This window comes from Pseudomonas nitroreducens TX1, from assembly GCF_000313755.1.
GTDB lineage: Bacteria > Pseudomonadota > Gammaproteobacteria > Pseudomonadales > Pseudomonadaceae > Pseudomonas > Pseudomonas nitroreducens_A.
In genome coordinates this window covers 147,739-162,964 of the sequence record NZ_AMZB01000128.1, presented here as the reverse complement: position 1 = coordinate 162,964, position 15,226 = coordinate 147,739, and the positions used below count along the sequence as shown (strand labels likewise).

At 66.1% G+C, this 15,226-nt stretch carries 13 protein-coding genes; 8 read left to right on the top strand and 5 right to left on the bottom strand.

Annotation, left to right across the window (positions count from 1 at the left end):
• From C167_RS34635 to C167_RS0124155, 4 genes are all read left to right on the top strand, one after another.
• A partial coding sequence (locus C167_RS34635; protein ID WP_157791871.1) for an arginine deiminase family protein occupies window positions 1–97 on the top strand: 97 nt, incomplete at its 5' end.
• A 142-nt stretch (window positions 98–239) separates the two neighbouring features.
• Window positions 240–1,250 carry an ornithine carbamoyltransferase gene (locus tag C167_RS0124165; protein ID WP_017520887.1) on the top strand — a complete coding sequence of 337 codons (1,011 nt, stop codon included), beginning with the start codon at window positions 240–242 and terminating at the stop codon, window positions 1,248–1,250.
• Window positions 1,251–1,321: 71 nt separating this feature from the next.
• A complete protein-coding gene (gene arcC / locus C167_RS0124160; RefSeq protein WP_017520886.1) occupies window positions 1,322–2,254 on the top strand; it encodes a carbamate kinase in 933 nt (310 codons plus the stop codon).
• A 258-nt stretch (window positions 2,255–2,512) separates the two neighbouring features.
• Entirely contained in the window at window positions 2,513–4,411 is a 1,899-nt protein-coding gene (locus C167_RS0124155) for a beta-ketoacyl synthase (RefSeq protein WP_026079245.1), read from the top strand.
• Between the two features lie 115 nt (window positions 4,412–4,526).
• On the opposite strand, the gene C167_RS0124150 is transcribed toward C167_RS0124155, so the two are convergent.
• Window positions 4,527–5,351, bottom strand: a complete 825-nt coding sequence (locus C167_RS0124150) for an HDOD domain-containing protein (RefSeq protein ID WP_085988867.1) — start codon at window positions 5,349–5,351, stop codon at window positions 4,527–4,529.
• Window positions 5,352–5,617: 266 nt separating this feature from the next.
• Between C167_RS0124150 and C167_RS0124145 the strand changes: the two genes are divergently transcribed.
• Window positions 5,618–6,814, top strand: a complete 1,197-nt coding sequence (locus C167_RS0124145) for a class I SAM-dependent rRNA methyltransferase (protein ID WP_017520883.1) — start codon at window positions 5,618–5,620, stop codon at window positions 6,812–6,814.
• Between the two features lie 190 nt (window positions 6,815–7,004).
• On the opposite strand, the gene C167_RS0124140 is transcribed toward C167_RS0124145, so the two are convergent.
• Window positions 7,005–7,319: a hypothetical protein gene (locus C167_RS0124140; protein ID WP_017520882.1), complete on the bottom strand. Its 315-nt coding sequence runs from the start codon at window positions 7,317–7,319 to the stop codon at window positions 7,005–7,007.
• A gap of 375 nt (window positions 7,320–7,694) precedes the next feature.
• Here C167_RS0124140 and ilvD point away from each other — a divergent pair, with 375 nt between their 5' ends.
• Window positions 7,695–9,533, top strand: a complete 1,839-nt coding sequence (gene ilvD, locus C167_RS0124135; RefSeq protein WP_017520881.1) for a dihydroxy-acid dehydratase — start codon at window positions 7,695–7,697, stop codon at window positions 9,531–9,533.
• 64 nt (window positions 9,534–9,597) lie between these two features.
• Here ilvD and C167_RS32915 read toward each other — a convergent pair whose 3' ends face one another.
• Window positions 9,598–10,059, bottom strand: a complete 462-nt coding sequence (locus C167_RS32915; protein ID WP_017520880.1) for a pilin — start codon at window positions 10,057–10,059, stop codon at window positions 9,598–9,600.
• Window positions 10,060–10,327: 268 nt separating this feature from the next.
• On the opposite strand from C167_RS32915, the gene C167_RS0124125 reads away from it, so the two are divergent.
• Together C167_RS0124125 and C167_RS0124120 are read left to right on the top strand one after the other, a co-directional pair.
• Window positions 10,328–11,719 carry a uracil-xanthine permease family protein gene (locus C167_RS0124125; protein WP_017520879.1) on the top strand — a complete coding sequence of 464 codons (1,392 nt, stop codon included), beginning with the start codon at window positions 10,328–10,330 and terminating at the stop codon, window positions 11,717–11,719.
• Between the two features lie 50 nt (window positions 11,720–11,769).
• On the top strand, window positions 11,770–12,237 hold the full coding sequence (locus tag C167_RS0124120) for a metallophosphoesterase family protein (RefSeq protein ID WP_085988866.1): 468 nt from the start codon (window positions 11,770–11,772) through the stop codon (window positions 12,235–12,237).
• Window positions 12,238–12,322: 85 nt separating this feature from the next.
• Here C167_RS0124120 and C167_RS0124115 read toward each other — a convergent pair whose 3' ends face one another.
• Together C167_RS0124115 and C167_RS0124110 are read right to left on the bottom strand one after the other, a co-directional pair.
• The gene (locus C167_RS0124115; protein WP_017520877.1) at window positions 12,323–13,696 is read right to left on the bottom strand and encodes a GTPase/DUF3482 domain-containing protein; all 1,374 of its coding nucleotides are present in this window, start codon (window positions 13,694–13,696) and stop codon (window positions 12,323–12,325) included.
• On the bottom strand, window positions 13,689–15,065 hold the full coding sequence (locus tag C167_RS0124110) for a DUF2868 domain-containing protein (RefSeq protein ID WP_017520876.1): 1,377 nt from the start codon (window positions 15,063–15,065) through the stop codon (window positions 13,689–13,691). The genes C167_RS0124115 and C167_RS0124110 overlap by 8 nt, the downstream gene beginning before the upstream one ends.
• Between the last annotated feature and the right edge of the window lie 161 nt (window positions 15,066–15,226).

Here is a 15,226-nt window from a genome sequence, read left to right as displayed (position 1 = left end):
GGAAGTCATCACCATCAGCGCCGGCGAGCTGGGCCGGGGCCGTGGCGGCGGTCACTGCATGACCTGCCCGATCATCCGCGACCCGATCGACTACTGATCCGCGCACTATATAGATAGACGCGACTACCTCAACCAGAGCGCAAGCACCTCACGTGGCGGCCCTAGCCAGGGCCGCCAGCCCCGCCAGCCACGAGCTGTACTGACGAGGGCCGAGAACGAATCCCACAAGGAGATAGACCATGGCTTTCAACATGCACAACCGCAACCTGCTCAGCCTGATGCACCACAGCACTCGCGAGTTGCGCTACCTGCTCGACCTGTCCCGCGACCTGAAACGCGCCAAATACACCGGTACCGAGCAGCAGCACCTGAAAGGCAACAACATTGCGCTGATCTTCGAAAAGACCTCGACCCGCACCCGCTGCGCCTTCGAAGTCGCCGCCTATGACCAGGGCGCCAACGTCACCTACATCGACCCGAACTCCTCGCAGATCGGCCACAAGGAATCGATGAAGGACACCGCCCGCGTCCTCGGCCGGATGTACGACGCCATCGAATACCGCGGCTTCAAGCAGGAAATCGTCGAAGAACTCGCCAAGTTCGCCGGCGTACCGGTATTCAACGGCCTGACCGACGAATACCACCCGACCCAGATGCTGGCCGACGTGCTGACCATGCGCGAGCACAGCGACAAGCCGCTGCACGAGATCGCCTACGCCTACCTGGGCGACGCCCGCAACAACATGGGCAACTCCCTGCTGCTGATCGGCGCCAAGCTCGGCATGGACGTGCGCATCGCCGCACCGAAGGAACTCTGGCCGACCGACGAACACGTCGCTGCCTGCAAGAAGTTCGCCGAGGAAAGCGGCGCCCGCATCACCATCACCGAAGACCCGAAAGTCGCGGTCAAGGGCGTGGACTTCATCCACACCGACGTGTGGGTGTCCATGGGTGAGCCGGTGGAAGCCTGGGGCGAGCGCATCAAGGAACTGCTGCCCTACCAGGTCAACACCGACATGATGAAGGCCGCCGGCAACCCGCGCGTGAAGTTCATGCACTGCCTGCCCGCGTTCCACAACAGCGAGACCAAGGTCGGCAAGCAGATCGCCGAACAGTACCCGAACCTGAAGAACGGCATCGAAGTCACCGAAGACGTCTTCGAATCCCCCTACAACATTGCCTTCGAGCAGGCGGAAAACCGCATGCACACCATCAAGGCAATCCTCGTTTCGACCCTCGCCGACATGTAATGCCGGGCCGCCCCGGAGCCGCGCCACGCGCAGGCTCCGGGCGCGTTTCCACTCTTTCGGAGGAAATGAATATGCGTATCGTCGTCGCATTGGGCGGCAATGCCCTGCTGCGTCGTGGCGAACCCATGACTGCCGACAACCAACGCACCAACGTACGGATCGCGGCTGAACAGATTGCCAAGGTTGCCCCGGGCAACGAGCTGGTGATCGCCCACGGCAACGGCCCGCAGGTCGGCCTGCTGGCCCTGCAGGGTGCGGCCTACGAGAAGGTCAGCCCCTACCCGCTGGACGTCCTGGGCGCCGAGACCGAAGGCATGATCGGCTACATGATCGAACAGGAAATGGGCAACCTGCTGCCGTTCGAAGTGCCGTTCGCCACCCTGCTTACCCAGGTTGAAGTGGACGCCAAGGACCCGGCCTTCCAGAATCCGACCAAGCCCATCGGCCCGGTCTACACCAAGGAAGAGGCCGAGAGCCTCGCCAAGGAAAAAGGCTGGAGCATCGCCCCGGACGGTGACAAGTTCCGCCGCGTCGTGGCCAGCCCGCGTCCGAAGCGCATCTTCGAGATCCGCCCGGTCAAGTGGCTACTGGAGAAAGGCACCATCGTCATCTGCGCGGGCGGCGGTGGCATCCCGACCATGTACGACGAATCCGGCAAGAAACTCTCCGGCGTCGAAGCGGTGATCGACAAGGACCTGTGTTCCTCGCTGCTGGCCCAGGAACTGTCAGCTGACATCCTGATCATCGCCACCGACGTGGACGCGGCCTACATCGACTGGGGCAAACCGACCCAGAAGGCCATCGCCCAGGCCCACCCGGACGAACTGGAGCGCCTCGGCTTCGCCGCCGGCTCCATGGGCCCGAAGGTCCAGGCCGCCATGGAGTTCGCCCGCAACACCGGCAAGGACGCGGTGATCGGCTCGCTGGAAAACATCGTTGCCATCACCCAGGGCAAGTCCGGCACGCGCGTCAGCACCCAGAAAGCGGGCATCGAATACCGTTGAGTTTCGCCTGCTGTCAGAAACGGGAGCCCTCTGTGGCTCCCGTTTTCATTCATACGTCCCTGCACGATCTGCCCGGAAATTCGTCGCCTTCTTCCGTCAAATCCTGGCGCGAGCGTGACTCGGCAGTCATCATCCTCGTCAGCTAAAGCATTCCGAATCATTACAAGCCACCGCCTGGCTTTGTGCCACCGGGCAGCCCCGCCATGGGCCACCGTCGTCCGGCGCGCAAGATGCACTTGCTGAAGGAGTTTCCGAGAGATGTCTCGACTACCGGTCATCGTTGGTTTTGGTGGATATAACGCGGCAGGCCGCAGTTCCTTCCACCATGGGTTCCGCCGTACAGTCCTCGAGTCCATGGAGCCCGCCGCCCGCCAGGAAACCCTCGCCGGCCTCGCGGTGATGATGAAACTGGTCAAGGTCGTCGACGGCCAATACCAGGACACCGATGGCAACAGCCTCGATCCGGCCGCCATCGAGCACCGCTTCGAACAGCAGATTCGCCAGTCCACCCTGATCCGCCGCATCGAGCTGCAATACCTCGACGTCGACGCCGCGCACTGCCACAAGAGCCTGACCGTCAGCGCCGCAGGCAGCCCGGTGACCTTCACCACCCTGCGCAAGCAACTGCCCGAGCCGCTGCCAGCCAACTGGTCGGTGGAGGAGCTCGAAGGCGGCGAAGTCCGTGTCACCCTGCACGACAGCTGCGAATTCAAGGTCGACAGCTACCGCGCCCTGCCGGTGAAGTCCGCCGGCCAGCTGCCCACCGGCTTCGAGCCGGGCGAGCTGTACAACTCGCGCTTCCACCCGCGCGGCCTGCAGATGTCCGTGGTCGCCGCCACCGACGCGGTGCGCTCCACCGGCCTGGACTGGCAGACCATCAGCAACGCCGTACAGCCTGACGAAATCGCCGTGTTCTCCAGCAGCATCATGAGCCAACTGGACGAGAACGGCTTCGGCGGCCTGCTGCAATCGCGCCTGCGCGGCCACCGCGTATCGGCCAAGCAGCTGCCGCTGGGCTTCAACAGCATGCCCACCGACTTCATCAACGCCTACGTGCTGGGCAGCGTCGGCATGACCGGCAGCGTCACCGGCGCCTGCGCCACCTTCCTGTACAACCTGCAGAAAGGCATTGACGTCATCACCACCGGCCAGGCCCGCGTGGCCATCGTCGGCAACGCCGAAGCGCCGATCACCTCCGAGATCATCGAGGGCTACGCCGCCATGGGTGCGCTGGCCACCGAGGAAGGCCTGCGCCTGATCGAAGGCCGCGACGATGTCGACTTCCGCCGCGCCAGCCGTCCGTTCGGCGACAACTGCGGCTTCTCCCTGGCCGAGTCCGCGCAGTACGTGGTGCTGATGGACGACGCCCTGGCCCTGGAACTGGGCGCCGACATCCATGGCTCGGTGCCGGACGTGTTCATCAACGCCGACGGCTTCAAGAAGTCCATCTCCGCTCCCGGCCCGGGCAACTACCTGACCATGGCCAAGGCCGTGGCCGCCGCCGCGCAGATCGTCGGCGAGAAGAGCGTGCGCCAGCACAGCTTCGTCCACGCCCACGGCTCCAGCACCCCGGCCAACCGCGTCACCGAATCGGAAATCCTCGACCGCGTCGCCACCGCCTTCGGTATCGATGGCTGGCCGGTCACCGCGGTGAAGGCCTTCGTCGGCCACTCCCTGGCCACCGCCAGCGCCGACCAGCTGATCTCTGCCCTGGGCACCTTCCGTTACGGCGTCATCCCCGGCATCAAGACCGTGGACAAATTCGCCGACGACGTCTTCAAGGACCACATCGACCTGTCCAACAGCGACGTGCGCCGCGACGATCTGGAAGTCTGCTTCATCAACTCCAAGGGCTTCGGCGGCAACAACGCCACCGGCGTCCTGCTGTCCCCGTCGATCACCGAGAAGATGCTGCGCAAGCGCCACGGCGATGCCGCCTTCGCCGACTACCAGACGCGCCGCGAAGCTACCCGCGCTGCCGCTCGCCAGTACGACGAAGCCGCGACCCAGGGCCGTTTCGACATCATCTACAACTTCGGCAACGACATGATCGACGAGCAGGCCATCGAGATCAGCGACCAGGGCATCCAGGTCCCCGGCTTCAGCCAGACCATTGCCTACAAGAAAGACGAACGTTTCAGCGACATGCTCGACTGATTGCCGACGTTCAACGAAAAAGCCGAGCAGATGCCCGGCTTTTTTCATAAAGGAAGTCCGCTTTTCGTAGGAGCGGATTTATCCGCGACGGCCGACCGCGCGCCGAGATGGCCAGTCAATACGTCCCCTGCCCTACGCCCAACTCCAGAATGCTCGCCTTGAGGTTCTCGAAGTCGTACTCGGTCAACCCGACGTAGTCCAACACCACCGCGCGCACGCTTTCCCATTCATGGTCCTGGTCCTGATTGCCCAGCACGCGATAGGAGCCGCAGATGTGCTCGGCCATCTTGAGGATCGCCAGCAGGTTCTTCAGCTGGGTATCGCGGGAGTTGTCTTCGCTGAAGATCGACAGCGCATTGTGGTGGTTGGCGATGGCCTCGCAGACGTGCTCCGGCAGGCGCCAGGAGCGGGCAATGAAATAGCCAACCACCGCATGGTTGGTGTTCAACACGCGGTTCTCGGTATCCACCACGCGGCGCTCGTCGCTGGCACTGGCGTAGGCCTCCTCCAGCACCGCCATGTAGTGCGGGAAGCGCTTGAGCATCAGCGGGATGCCGCAGTTGTGGAACAGCCCCAGCGCGTACGCCTCGTCCACCGACTCGTAACCGATGCGCTTGGCCAGGGTCAGGCAGCTCATGGCCACGTCCTGGGCGGTGTCCCAGAAACGGTTGAGGGTGACGATGGTGGCGTCAGACATCTCGCCCTTGATCGATTGGGCGTTGATCAGGTTGATCACCGAGCGGCTGCCCAGCAGGTTGACCGCGCGCTGGATGGAGGTGATGCGGTTGGCCAGGCCGAAGAATGGCGAGTTCACCAGCTTCAGCAGCGCGCCGGAAAGCCCCGGGTCCTGGCTGATCAGCTTGGCGATCGCCTTCAGGTCCGGGTTGGGCATGAACTGCTCCATCTGCAGGTCAACCATGATCTGCGGCTGCGGCGGCACGCTGATGCCCTGCAGGGCCTGACGGATCTGTTCGGCGGAAAGTTCTTGGGACATTGGGCGCGCTGGCGAAGTTGACGGGGAGCACAGTTTACCCAGAGCCGAGGCGTCTGGAACTGCGGCTTTCGATCAAGCTGCATCGGCTGCGCGCGATGAACCTTTAGGCCCGACGCGCCTGCTCAGCGCCAGCCGATCAAAAGCACCCGCAGCGCGCTCCGGGGGCGCACGCCGCTGCGCTATAATCCCGCTCTTTTGCCGGAGCCCTTCCCATGACCCTGCCCAGCCTGCGTCTGAAAGCCAACGCCGAGCGCCGCCTGCGCGCCGGCCACCTGTGGGTCTACAGCAACGAGGTGGACGTCGCCGCCACCCCGCTGAACGGATTCGGCGCCGGCGAACAGGCCATCCTCGAAATGGCCAACGGCAAGCCGCTGGGCATCGTCGCGATGAGCCCGAACAACCTCATCTGCGCCCGTCTCATTTCCCGTGATACCAAGCACGTTCTCGACAAATCCCTGCTGGTTCACCGCCTGAACGTAGCCCTGAGCCTGCGCGACCGCCTGTTCGACAAGCCCTTCTACCGCCTGGTCTACGGCGACTCCGACCTGCTGCCGGGCCTGGTGGTGGACCGTTTCGGCGACGTACTGGTGGTCCAGCTCGCCTCGGCGACCATGGAGAAGCACCGCGACGACGTGCTCGCCGCCCTCCTGCAGGTACTCAAGCCCAGCGCCGTGCTGTGGAAGAACGACTCCAGCGCCCGCGATGCCGAGGGCCTGGAGCGCTATGTCGCGAACGCCTATGGCGAAGTCCCGGAATGGGTCGCGCTGGAAGAGAACGGCGTGAAGTTCGAAGCCCCGGTGCTGGCCGGCCAGAAGACCGGCTGGTTCTACGACCACCGCATGAACCGCGCCCGCCTGCAGCCCTATGTGCAGGGCAAGCGCGTGCTCGACCTGTTCAGCTACGTCGGCGGCTGGGGCATCCAGGCCGCGGCCTTCGGCGCCAGCGACGTGATGTGCGTGGACGCTTCCGGCTTTGCCCTTGATGGCGTGGAGCGCAATGCCGCGCTCAATGGTGTGGCCGACAAGGTCGCCTGCGTCGAAGGTGACGTGTTCGAAGCCCTGCGCGAGCTGAAGGCCGCCGACGAGCGCTTCGACGTAATCGTTGCCGACCCGCCTGCCTTCATCAAGCGCAAGAAAGACCTGAAGAACGGCGAGGCCGCCTACCGCCGTCTCAACGAACAGGCCATGCGCCTGCTGTCCAAGGACGGCATCCTGGTCAGCGCCTCCTGCTCCATGCACCTGCCCGAGGACGACCTGCAGAACATCCTGCTGGGCAGCGCCCGTCACCTGGACCGCAACATCCAGCTGCTCGAGCGCGGCGGCCAGGGTCCGGACCACCCGGTCCACCTGGCGATCCCGGAAACCCGCTACATCAAGAGCCTGACCGTGCGCCTGCTGCCCAACGGCTGAGGCATCAGGGCAACGGAAAAGGGGCGCCCCTCACGGAAGCGCCCCGTTTTCATCTCGGCGAATGGCCGATGGCTCGCGCCCTCGCCTGTGCAGGGCGGATAAAGCGGAACGCTTTATCCGCCGTCTCGGTTGAAATGGCGGATAACGCCTGAGGCGTTATCCGCCCTACGGCTCGCCTCTCGCCACGCCGTCACTGGATCGGCAACAGCGAATCCGCCTCGCTGAGCGCCGCCTTGCCGGTCTTTCGCTCGAACAGGCACAGCTCGCGGCCAGGCCTGCCCTTCATGTGTTTCTGCGCATAGGTCCCGCCAATCATCAGCGCCGTGTAGCCCACGCTGTCATCGAACAGCACCGGCGAGCCCAGCACCTTCTTGTTCTGCAGATGGCTCAGTGCCAGGCAGGCTTCGCGCTGCAGCTTGTCCTGCGCCTGCCAGGCCGCATCGGAGGAGGCCTGCGCGCTGCCGGCGACGAGGCTGGCGAGCACGAGGATACGGGTGACTTTCATGAAGTTGCTCCTGAAACCAAGGGGACGGAAAAACGCCAGTGGCCATTCAGACCACGCCAGGATGGCAACAGTCTACGCCGCGCCCCGACCGCCAGCCTTTCCCTGTCGGCAAGGCCCGGCGTAGAATCGGTCCATTCCTGCCATTTATCCCCCGGCGGGCCTGTGAGCCCCGGCCGCGCAGGCGGTGACCCCGCCACGCCCCGCGCCGACCTCGCCCATGCAAGGCCATCTGCTGTTTGCATCCGGTGCGTACCGCGCTCACGATACGAAATCAGAGTCCGTTCAAGGTCTCGCCGGCCAGCCCTACCCGCTGCACGCCGCCGCACGAAAGACCCGGATCGGCTCCCACCGAGACCTGATGCGCAGGAACCCGTCATGCCCGATTACCGCTCGAAAACCTCCACCCACGGCCGCAACATGGCCGGCGCCCGTGCCCTGTGGCGCGCCACCGGGATGAAGGACGAAGACTTCAAGAAGCCGATCATCGCCATCGCCAACTCCTTCACCCAGTTCGTGCCCGGCCACGTGCACCTGAAGGACCTGGGCCAGCTGGTTGCCCGCGAGATCGAAAAACACGGCGGCGTGGCCAAGGAATTCAACACCATCGCCGTGGACGACGGCATCGCCATGGGCCATGACGGCATGCTCTATTCCCTGCCGTCGCGCGAGATCATCGCCGATTCCGTGGAATACATGGTCAACGCCCACTGCGCCGACGCCATCGTCTGCATCTCCAACTGCGACAAGATCACCCCCGGCATGCTGATGGCCGCCCTGCGCCTGAACATCCCGGTGGTGTTCGTCTCCGGCGGCCCGATGGAAGCCGGCAAGACCAAGCTGGCCAACCACGGCCTGGACCTGGTGGACGCCATGGTGGTCGCCGCCGACGACTCCTGCTCCGACGAGAAAGTCGCCGAGTACGAGCGCAGCGCCTGCCCGACCTGCGGCTCCTGCTCCGGCATGTTCACCGCCAACTCGATGAACTGCCTGACCGAAGCATTGGGCCTGTCCCTGCCGGGCAACGGTTCGACCCTCGCCACCCACGCCGACCGCGAGCAGCTGTTCCTGCGCGCCGGCCGCCTGGCAGTGGAGCTGTGCCAGCGCTACTACGGCGAAGGCGACGATTCCGTGCTGCCGCGCAACGTTGCCAGCTTCAAGGCGTTCGAGAACGCCATGACCCTGGATATCGCCATGGGCGGCTCGACCAACACCATTCTGCACCTGCTGGCCGCAGCGCAGGAGGCGGAGATCGCCTTCGACCTGCGCGACATCGATCGCCTGTCGCGCAAGGTGCCGCAGCTGTGCAAGGTGGCGCCGAACATCCAGAAGTACCACATGGAAGACGTGCACCGCGCCGGTGGCATCTTCTCCATCCTCGGCGAGCTGGCCCGTGGCGGCCTGCTGCACACCGACGTACCGACCGTGCACAGCCCGAGCATGGCCGACGCCATCGCCGAGTGGGACATCACCCAGACCCAGGACGAGAAGGTCCACACCTTCTTCAAGGCCGGCCCGGCGGGCATCCCGACCCAGGTCGCCTTCAGCCAGAGCACGCGCTGGGACACCCTGGACGCTGACCGCGCCGAAGGTTGCATCCGCAGCGTCGAGCACGCCTATTCCCAGGAAGGCGGTCTGGCCGTGCTGTACGGCAACATCGCCCTCGACGGTTGCGTGGTGAAGACCGCCGGTGTGGACGAGTCCATCCACGTGTTCGAAGGCCGCGCGAAGATCTTCGAGAGCCAGGACAGCGCCGTGAAGGGCATCCTCGCCGACGAAGTGAAGCCGGGCGACATCGTGATCATCCGCTACGAAGGCCCGAAAGGCGGCCCGGGCATGCAGGAAATGCTCTACCCGACCAGCTACCTGAAGTCCAAGGGCCTGGGCAAGGCCTGCGCCCTGCTTACCGACGGCCGCTTCTCCGGCGGCACCTCGGGCCTTTCCATCGGCCACGCCTCGCCGGAAGCTGCCGCTGGCGGCGCCATCGGCCTGGTGCAGGACGGCGACAAGGTGCTGATCGACATCCCCAACCGCAGCATCAACCTGCTGGTGAGCGATGAAGAACTGGCCGCCCGCCGCATCGAACAGGACAAGAACGGCTGGAAGCCGGCCCAGCCGCGCGCGCGCAAGGTGAGCACCGCACTGAAAGCCTACGCCCTGCTGGCCACCAGCGCCGACAAGGGCGCGGTACGCGACAAGGCGCTGCTGGACGGTTGAGTCTGGTGGCGACATGAAAAAGCCCGGCGGATGCCGGGCTTTTTCATTGATGCAGCGCGATGGCTTATGACTTGGTTGCCGGCGCCTTTGGACAATCACCCGAACCCGGCTTGAGCCCTCGATCCGCATTGCAGATGGTTCCTTTCTCCTCCCAGGCGACCGAGCTCTCGCCCGTTGCCTTGGTAGGAGTCAGCTCGATCTTCAGTGCATTCCCATCCGCATCGGTGGCCGCAGTAGAGGCCTTTATCACACCTTTTTCCACCGCATAGTCGCCAGTGATGTTGGACGTCGCAGCGAAGTTCTTCGGAATCCCGTAATCACCCGCCTTGCAGTCGTCCACCTTGCCCGTTTCGGAGATGCAAAGGCTGACGGCGGTTTTGACGGCGGACAGTTCTGCCTTGGCTGCCGTAGCCCTTGAGCGCGACGAGTAGTCCGAATACAGCGGCAGGGAAACCGAAGCCAGAATTCCGATGATCGCGACCACGATCATCAACTCGATCAGGGTGAAACCATGTTGTTTTCGCATCTGCGTGTCCTTCTGGGTTGAGCCGGAGGCCTGGATGGCTCCGGGTGCAGTCCAGTGAAGTCACGCCAGCCGGCCCTTACATTCAGACGGCTCCCGCCTGCGCGGCGGAAAGTTCGGTGCTGACCACCCGATCAGGACCACAGTGGGCGATCTCGTACAGCGAGAAGTACCAATGGGACCAGTCCACTCATCCCAACGTGCCTCATGGCACTGTGCGATCCCGCCGTGGGTCAGTAAAATCGCGCTCTTTTTTCCCGGACCGCCGCCCATGAGCTCCCTCGAGAACCCGTCCGCCGCCAAAAACCAGCCCGACCTGGTCTACGGCCTGGAAGACCGCCCCGCCCTGCCCATCGCATGGCTTGCGGCGCTGCAGCATCTGCTGGCGATCATCGTGCCCATCGTCACCCCCGGCCTGCTGATCTGCCAGGCGCTGGGCGTGTCGCCGCGCGACACCAACCTGATCGTGTCGATGTCGCTGGTCATCTCCGGCATCGCCACCTTCGTCCAGTGCAAGCGCTTCGGGCCGTTCGGTGCGGGCCTCCTGATCGTCCAGGGCACCAGCTTCAACTTCGTCGGCCCGCTGATCGCCGGCGGCGCGCTGATGGTGAAGAACGGCACCCCGGTGGAAGCGGTGATGGCGGCGATCTTCGGCGTGGTCATGGCCGGCTCCTTCGTGGAGATGGGCGTGTCTCGCATCCTGCCCTTCGTGAAGCGCCTGATCACGCCGCTGGTCACCGGCATCGTGGTACTGATGATCGGCCTGACTCTGATCAAGGTCGGCCTGATCAGCATGGGTGGCGGCTTCTCCGCCATGTCCAACGGCACCTTCGCCAACGGCGAGAACCTGATGCTGTCCGGGCTGGTGCTGGCGATCATCGTCATCCTCAACCGCATCCCGGTGGTGTGGATGCGCAGCGGCGCCATCGTCATCGCCCTGGCCGTTGGCTACGCGCTGGCCGGCTACCTGGGCCGCCTCGACTTCACCGGCATGCACGAGGCGCCGGCCTTCCAGATCCCGGTGCCGCTGCACTTCGGCCTGGGCTTCTCCTGGAGCCTGTTCATCCCGATGCTGGTGATCTACCTGGTGACCTCGCTGGAAGCCATCGGTGACGTCACCGCCACCAGCAAGATCTCCAAGCAGCCGGTCGAAGGCCCGCTGTGGATGCAGCGCATCAAGGGCGGCGTGCTGGTGAATGGCGCCAACTCGCTGCTGGCCGGCCTGTTCAACACCTTCCCGAGCTCCGTGTTCGCGCAGAACAACGGCGTGATCCAGCTGACCGGCGTCGCCAGCCGCCACGTCGGCCTGTGGATCGCCGCAATGCTGATCGTGCTGGGCCTGTTCCCCAGCGTTGCCGGGGTGATCCAGGCCGTTCCCGAGCCGGTGCTGGGCGGTGCGGTGATGGTGATGTTCGGCGCGGTCGCCGCCTCGGGCATCAACATCCTCGCCGGCACCCACCTGGACCGTCGCGCGCTGCTGATCATCGCCGTCAGCCTGGCGCTGGGCCTGGGCGTTTCGCAGGTGCCGGAATTCCTCGCGCATATGCCCCACGCCATCCGCAACGTGCTGGAGTCCGGCGTCGCCACCGGCGGCATCTGCGCCCTGCTGCTCAACTGGTTCCTGCCCGAGTCCGACGCCGCGAAGGCCTCGCACAACAGCTGATCCAGACACGACGCCACCCTCGGGTGGCGTCGTGGTTTATGCTCCCTGGCATGAGCACTTCCCTGCGCATCGGCGTCATCGCCGACACCCACGGCCTGCTGCGCCCCGAAGCGCTGGCAGCGCTGCAAGGCTGCCAGCGCATCCTGCACCTGGGCGACATCGGCCCCGCCCCACTGCTCGACCAACTGCGCGCCCTGGCGCCTCTGCACGTGGTGCGCGGCAACAACGACACCGACGACTGGGCCGGCGCGCTGCCCGAAACGCTGCTGCTGGAACTGGGCGGGCTCCGGCTCTATCTGATCCACGATCTCAAGCAGCTTTCCATCGATCCAGTAGCCGAGGGCATTGACGTGGTGCTGGCGGGACATTCGCACAAGCCGCTGAACGCGGTGCGCGATGGGGTGCTGTACCTGAATCCGGGCAGCGCGGGGCCGCGCCGGTTCAAGCTGCCGATTGCATTGGCGATCCTGACCGTAAGCGAGGGGAAGGCCAAGGTGGAGATGGTTTCGCTCATCTAAGAGCGTTCGCGAGCAAGCTCGCTCCTACAGAGGAGCAGCGTCGCTGTGGGAGCGAGCTTGCTCGCGAACCGCCTCCATACCGCACTTACGGTTCGAGCAACTGCGTGGCCAACTGCGCCACCGCCTCCTGCCGCTCGTTTTTTTCGCTGCGGCGGCGACCATTGAGCCCCGACCACTCGGGATGCGCCCGCGCCTTGCGCAGCGCCTCGGGCAACTTGCCCTCGCGCCACTGCTTGTCCTCGGGCGATTGCAGATGAATCGCCTCCACTGCCGCATGCCCGCGCGTCTGCAACGCCGCCAGCAACTGCCGCTGCCGTAGCGCCAGCAGACGCAGCACGCTGTCGTCCACGGAGAGCTCGCGGCTGCCCTTGAGCTTGCCGAGCAGGCGCTGCCCGTAATGGCCGACGGTCTGCCAGGCGCCGCCGGCGATGGCGCCCAGCGCGGTGGCAGCGCCGAGGGTCAGGCCGCCGACCAGCAGGTCGATCCCCGCCCCCGCCGCCGCGCCCGCCGCAACGCCGCCACCCAGGCGAATGCCCAGCTGGCGCAGGGTTTCCGGGTTGAACAGGTCATCGCCCCAGCGCCCGTCCAGCAGCGGCAGGTCGGCGGCACGGGCATCGTCCTTGCGGAAGGCGTAGAGGCTGAGCAACGCCTTGACGCAGGTATCTTCGCGCTTGCGCACCTGGTTGCGCAGCGTCTCGGTGGCGGCGCGCACCGCCGCATCGCCGGCGGGCACCAGTTGGCGGCAGGCGGCGACATCCACCAGCAGTTCGGCGATCAGCCGCGCCCCGGCTTCGCGGCGGGCGACGGCCTGGGCTTCGTGATCGGCCACCAGCCGGTCCAGTTGCGGGCGCGCACGCTCCAGCATCAGTGCGAGGCTTTCATAGAGGCGGCGCTCGCCATCCAGCGGCGGCGCCACGCTGTCGAAGCGCACCAGCGCGTGCAGGCCGAGACGGGACAAGGCCTCGCGCCACTGTTCCTCGCGGTGCTGCGGACTGGCGACAAAATTCAGCACCGGCAGCAACGGCCGCGCGCAGGCGGCCAGCACCGCCAGTTCATCGCGGTACTTGGCCAGCACCGGCTCGCGGGCGTCGATCACATAGAGGCCAGCGTCGGAAGCGAGCAACTGGCGCAGCACCTTGGCTTCCTGTTCGAAGCGGCCACGGGCCTCGCTGCCGTCGAGAAAGCGCCGCAGCCTCTCCGGGCCGTCCAGGCGCTCCCCGGGGCGCTCCAGGCCGTCGAGGAAGTCGCGCAGGGCGATGGCGTCTTCCAGGCCGGGCGTGTCGTACAACTCCAGCAGCGGCTCGCCGTCCACCGACAGCCGCGCGCCTTCCACATGCCGCGTGGTGCTGGGGCGATGGGAGACTTCACCGAAGCCTACGTCGCGGGTCAGGGTACGCAGCAGCGACGTCTTGCCGACATTGGTGTGGCCGACCACGGCCAGTTTCAGCGCATCAGTCATGCCCGGTCTCCAGCCAGCCCAAGGGCGACGCCGAGGTGTGCGGCAGGTGCAGCCGCTCGATGCCGGCGTGCCAGTCGCCCAGGCGCTCGGCGTCCAGCGCTTCGCCAGCCGGCGCCTGCAGCAGCCAGACGCGGGTCGCAGCGGCGCAGCGCGAGAGTTCGGCGATCAGCGCCAGGGTGCCGCGATCCGGCGAGCGACGCGGGTCGCAGGCGATCACCAGGCGCGCCGGCGGGTAGCGGGTGAGTTGTTCCAACAGGCGGCGGCGCTGGGCGCCGTCATCGAGGTCGCCGGCGTTGGCGATGCTCTCCGGCAGCCTTGGCGGCCAGTTCGGTCGGTCCAATAACTCGATGGAAACCAGCAGCGCACCGTCGGCAGTGGACGCCGGTGCTCGCGCCTGCGGCTCGACCAGTTCGTCCGGCGCGGCATCGCTGACACCCAGGCGCTCGCTGGCCGGCATCAGCCGTTCGCGCAGCAAGGCGTAGCCGGGCAGCGAGACATCCAGCGCCAGCTGCGCACGCCCGCGCTTCCAGTGCCACAGGCAGAGCAGCCAGAGCGCGCCCCGCAGCAGCACGCCGTAGACCAGCAGGATGCCGACCAGCCAGCCGGCCCAGGCGTGACGCGCGTTCTCGCTGGCCACCAGGGCATCGCCGCTGGCGCGCACCAGCTCCGAATCGGGCTGCGGGAAGCCGAGCAGTGACGGCAGCGCGCCGAGGCCGTGGGTCAGGGCGATGAAGGTGTCGCCGCCGAGGATGGTGGTTTCCCAGACGAAGCCATAGCGCCGGGTGGCCAGCAGCGCCAGCATCACGCCCAGCGCGCTGGTCAGCGCGACCAGCCACAGGCCGTGGACCAGCAGGCCGAGCGCCCAGCGGGTCAGCTTCTGGCGGTCCAGCAGCACCAGCAGGGCCGGCGCGAGCTGCGCGGCCTGGGCATCGCGGGCCAGCTTGCCGCTCAGCCAGAGCCACAGGCGCCCTAGCGCGCCGGCCGCCTCGCCGCTGGCGAAGAAGGCCAGCATCCAGCCAATCAGGGTCATCAGGTGCAGGCCCAGCAGGCTGGCCAGGGCCCAGAACACGTTGACCGGGCGCACACCGTCGCCCAGCGCTGCGAGCGCCAGGCCGCCGCCGGTGAACAGGGCCAGCGCCAGCAGGACATAAATCGCCAGCCGCGCGCCCTGGGTCCAGGTGCGCAGGGCGGCGCGCTGGCCGTCGCGTTCGGCGAGCAGCAGCGCGCGGTTCTGCAGGCGCTGCGCGAGATCGCCACCGCTGACGATGGCGCGGCGGTTGGCTTCGCTGTCTTCCAGGGGACCGACCTGCTCCTCGCGCAGGCGCACGGCCTCGCACAGCCACAGGGATTGGAGGGCGGACTCGCTCACGGGTTCTCCGACAATCGGTATTCGCCAGCAAGGATAACCGCTGCGCGCCGCGACGTCCCGGCACCGCCGGTAACACCCGGTGGCGTCAACCAAACCAAGGAGGGGCTCTCGCCGCGCGCGGCCAGCCTCAGACTCAGCAGATAACTACAACAATGAGGCCT

Excerpts from the sequence above, each read along its gene's own strand:
- C167_RS0124165 (WP_017520887.1), top strand. The coding sequence starts at position 240 with ATGGCTTTCAACATGCACAACCGCAACCTGCTCAGCCTGATGCACCAC.
- arcC (WP_017520886.1), top strand. The coding sequence starts at position 1,322 with ATGCGTATCGTCGTCGCATTGGGCGGCAATGCCCTGCTGCGTCGTGGC.
- C167_RS0124155 (WP_026079245.1), top strand. The coding sequence starts at position 2,513 with ATGTCTCGACTACCGGTCATCGTTGGTTTTGGTGGATATAACGCGGCA.
- C167_RS0124145 (WP_017520883.1), top strand. The coding sequence starts at position 5,618 with ATGACCCTGCCCAGCCTGCGTCTGAAAGCCAACGCCGAGCGCCGCCTG.
- C167_RS0124140 (WP_017520882.1), bottom strand. The coding sequence starts at position 7,319 with ATGAAAGTCACCCGTATCCTCGTGCTCGCCAGCCTCGTCGCCGGCAGC.
- ilvD (WP_017520881.1), top strand. The coding sequence starts at position 7,695 with ATGCCCGATTACCGCTCGAAAACCTCCACCCACGGCCGCAACATGGCC.
- C167_RS32915 (WP_017520880.1), bottom strand. The coding sequence starts at position 10,059 with ATGCGAAAACAACATGGTTTCACCCTGATCGAGTTGATGATCGTGGTC.
- C167_RS0124125 (WP_017520879.1), top strand. The coding sequence starts at position 10,328 with ATGAGCTCCCTCGAGAACCCGTCCGCCGCCAAAAACCAGCCCGACCTG.
- C167_RS0124120 (WP_085988866.1), top strand. The coding sequence starts at position 11,770 with ATGAGCACTTCCCTGCGCATCGGCGTCATCGCCGACACCCACGGCCTG.
- C167_RS0124115 (WP_017520877.1), bottom strand. The coding sequence starts at position 13,696 with ATGACTGATGCGCTGAAACTGGCCGTGGTCGGCCACACCAATGTCGGC.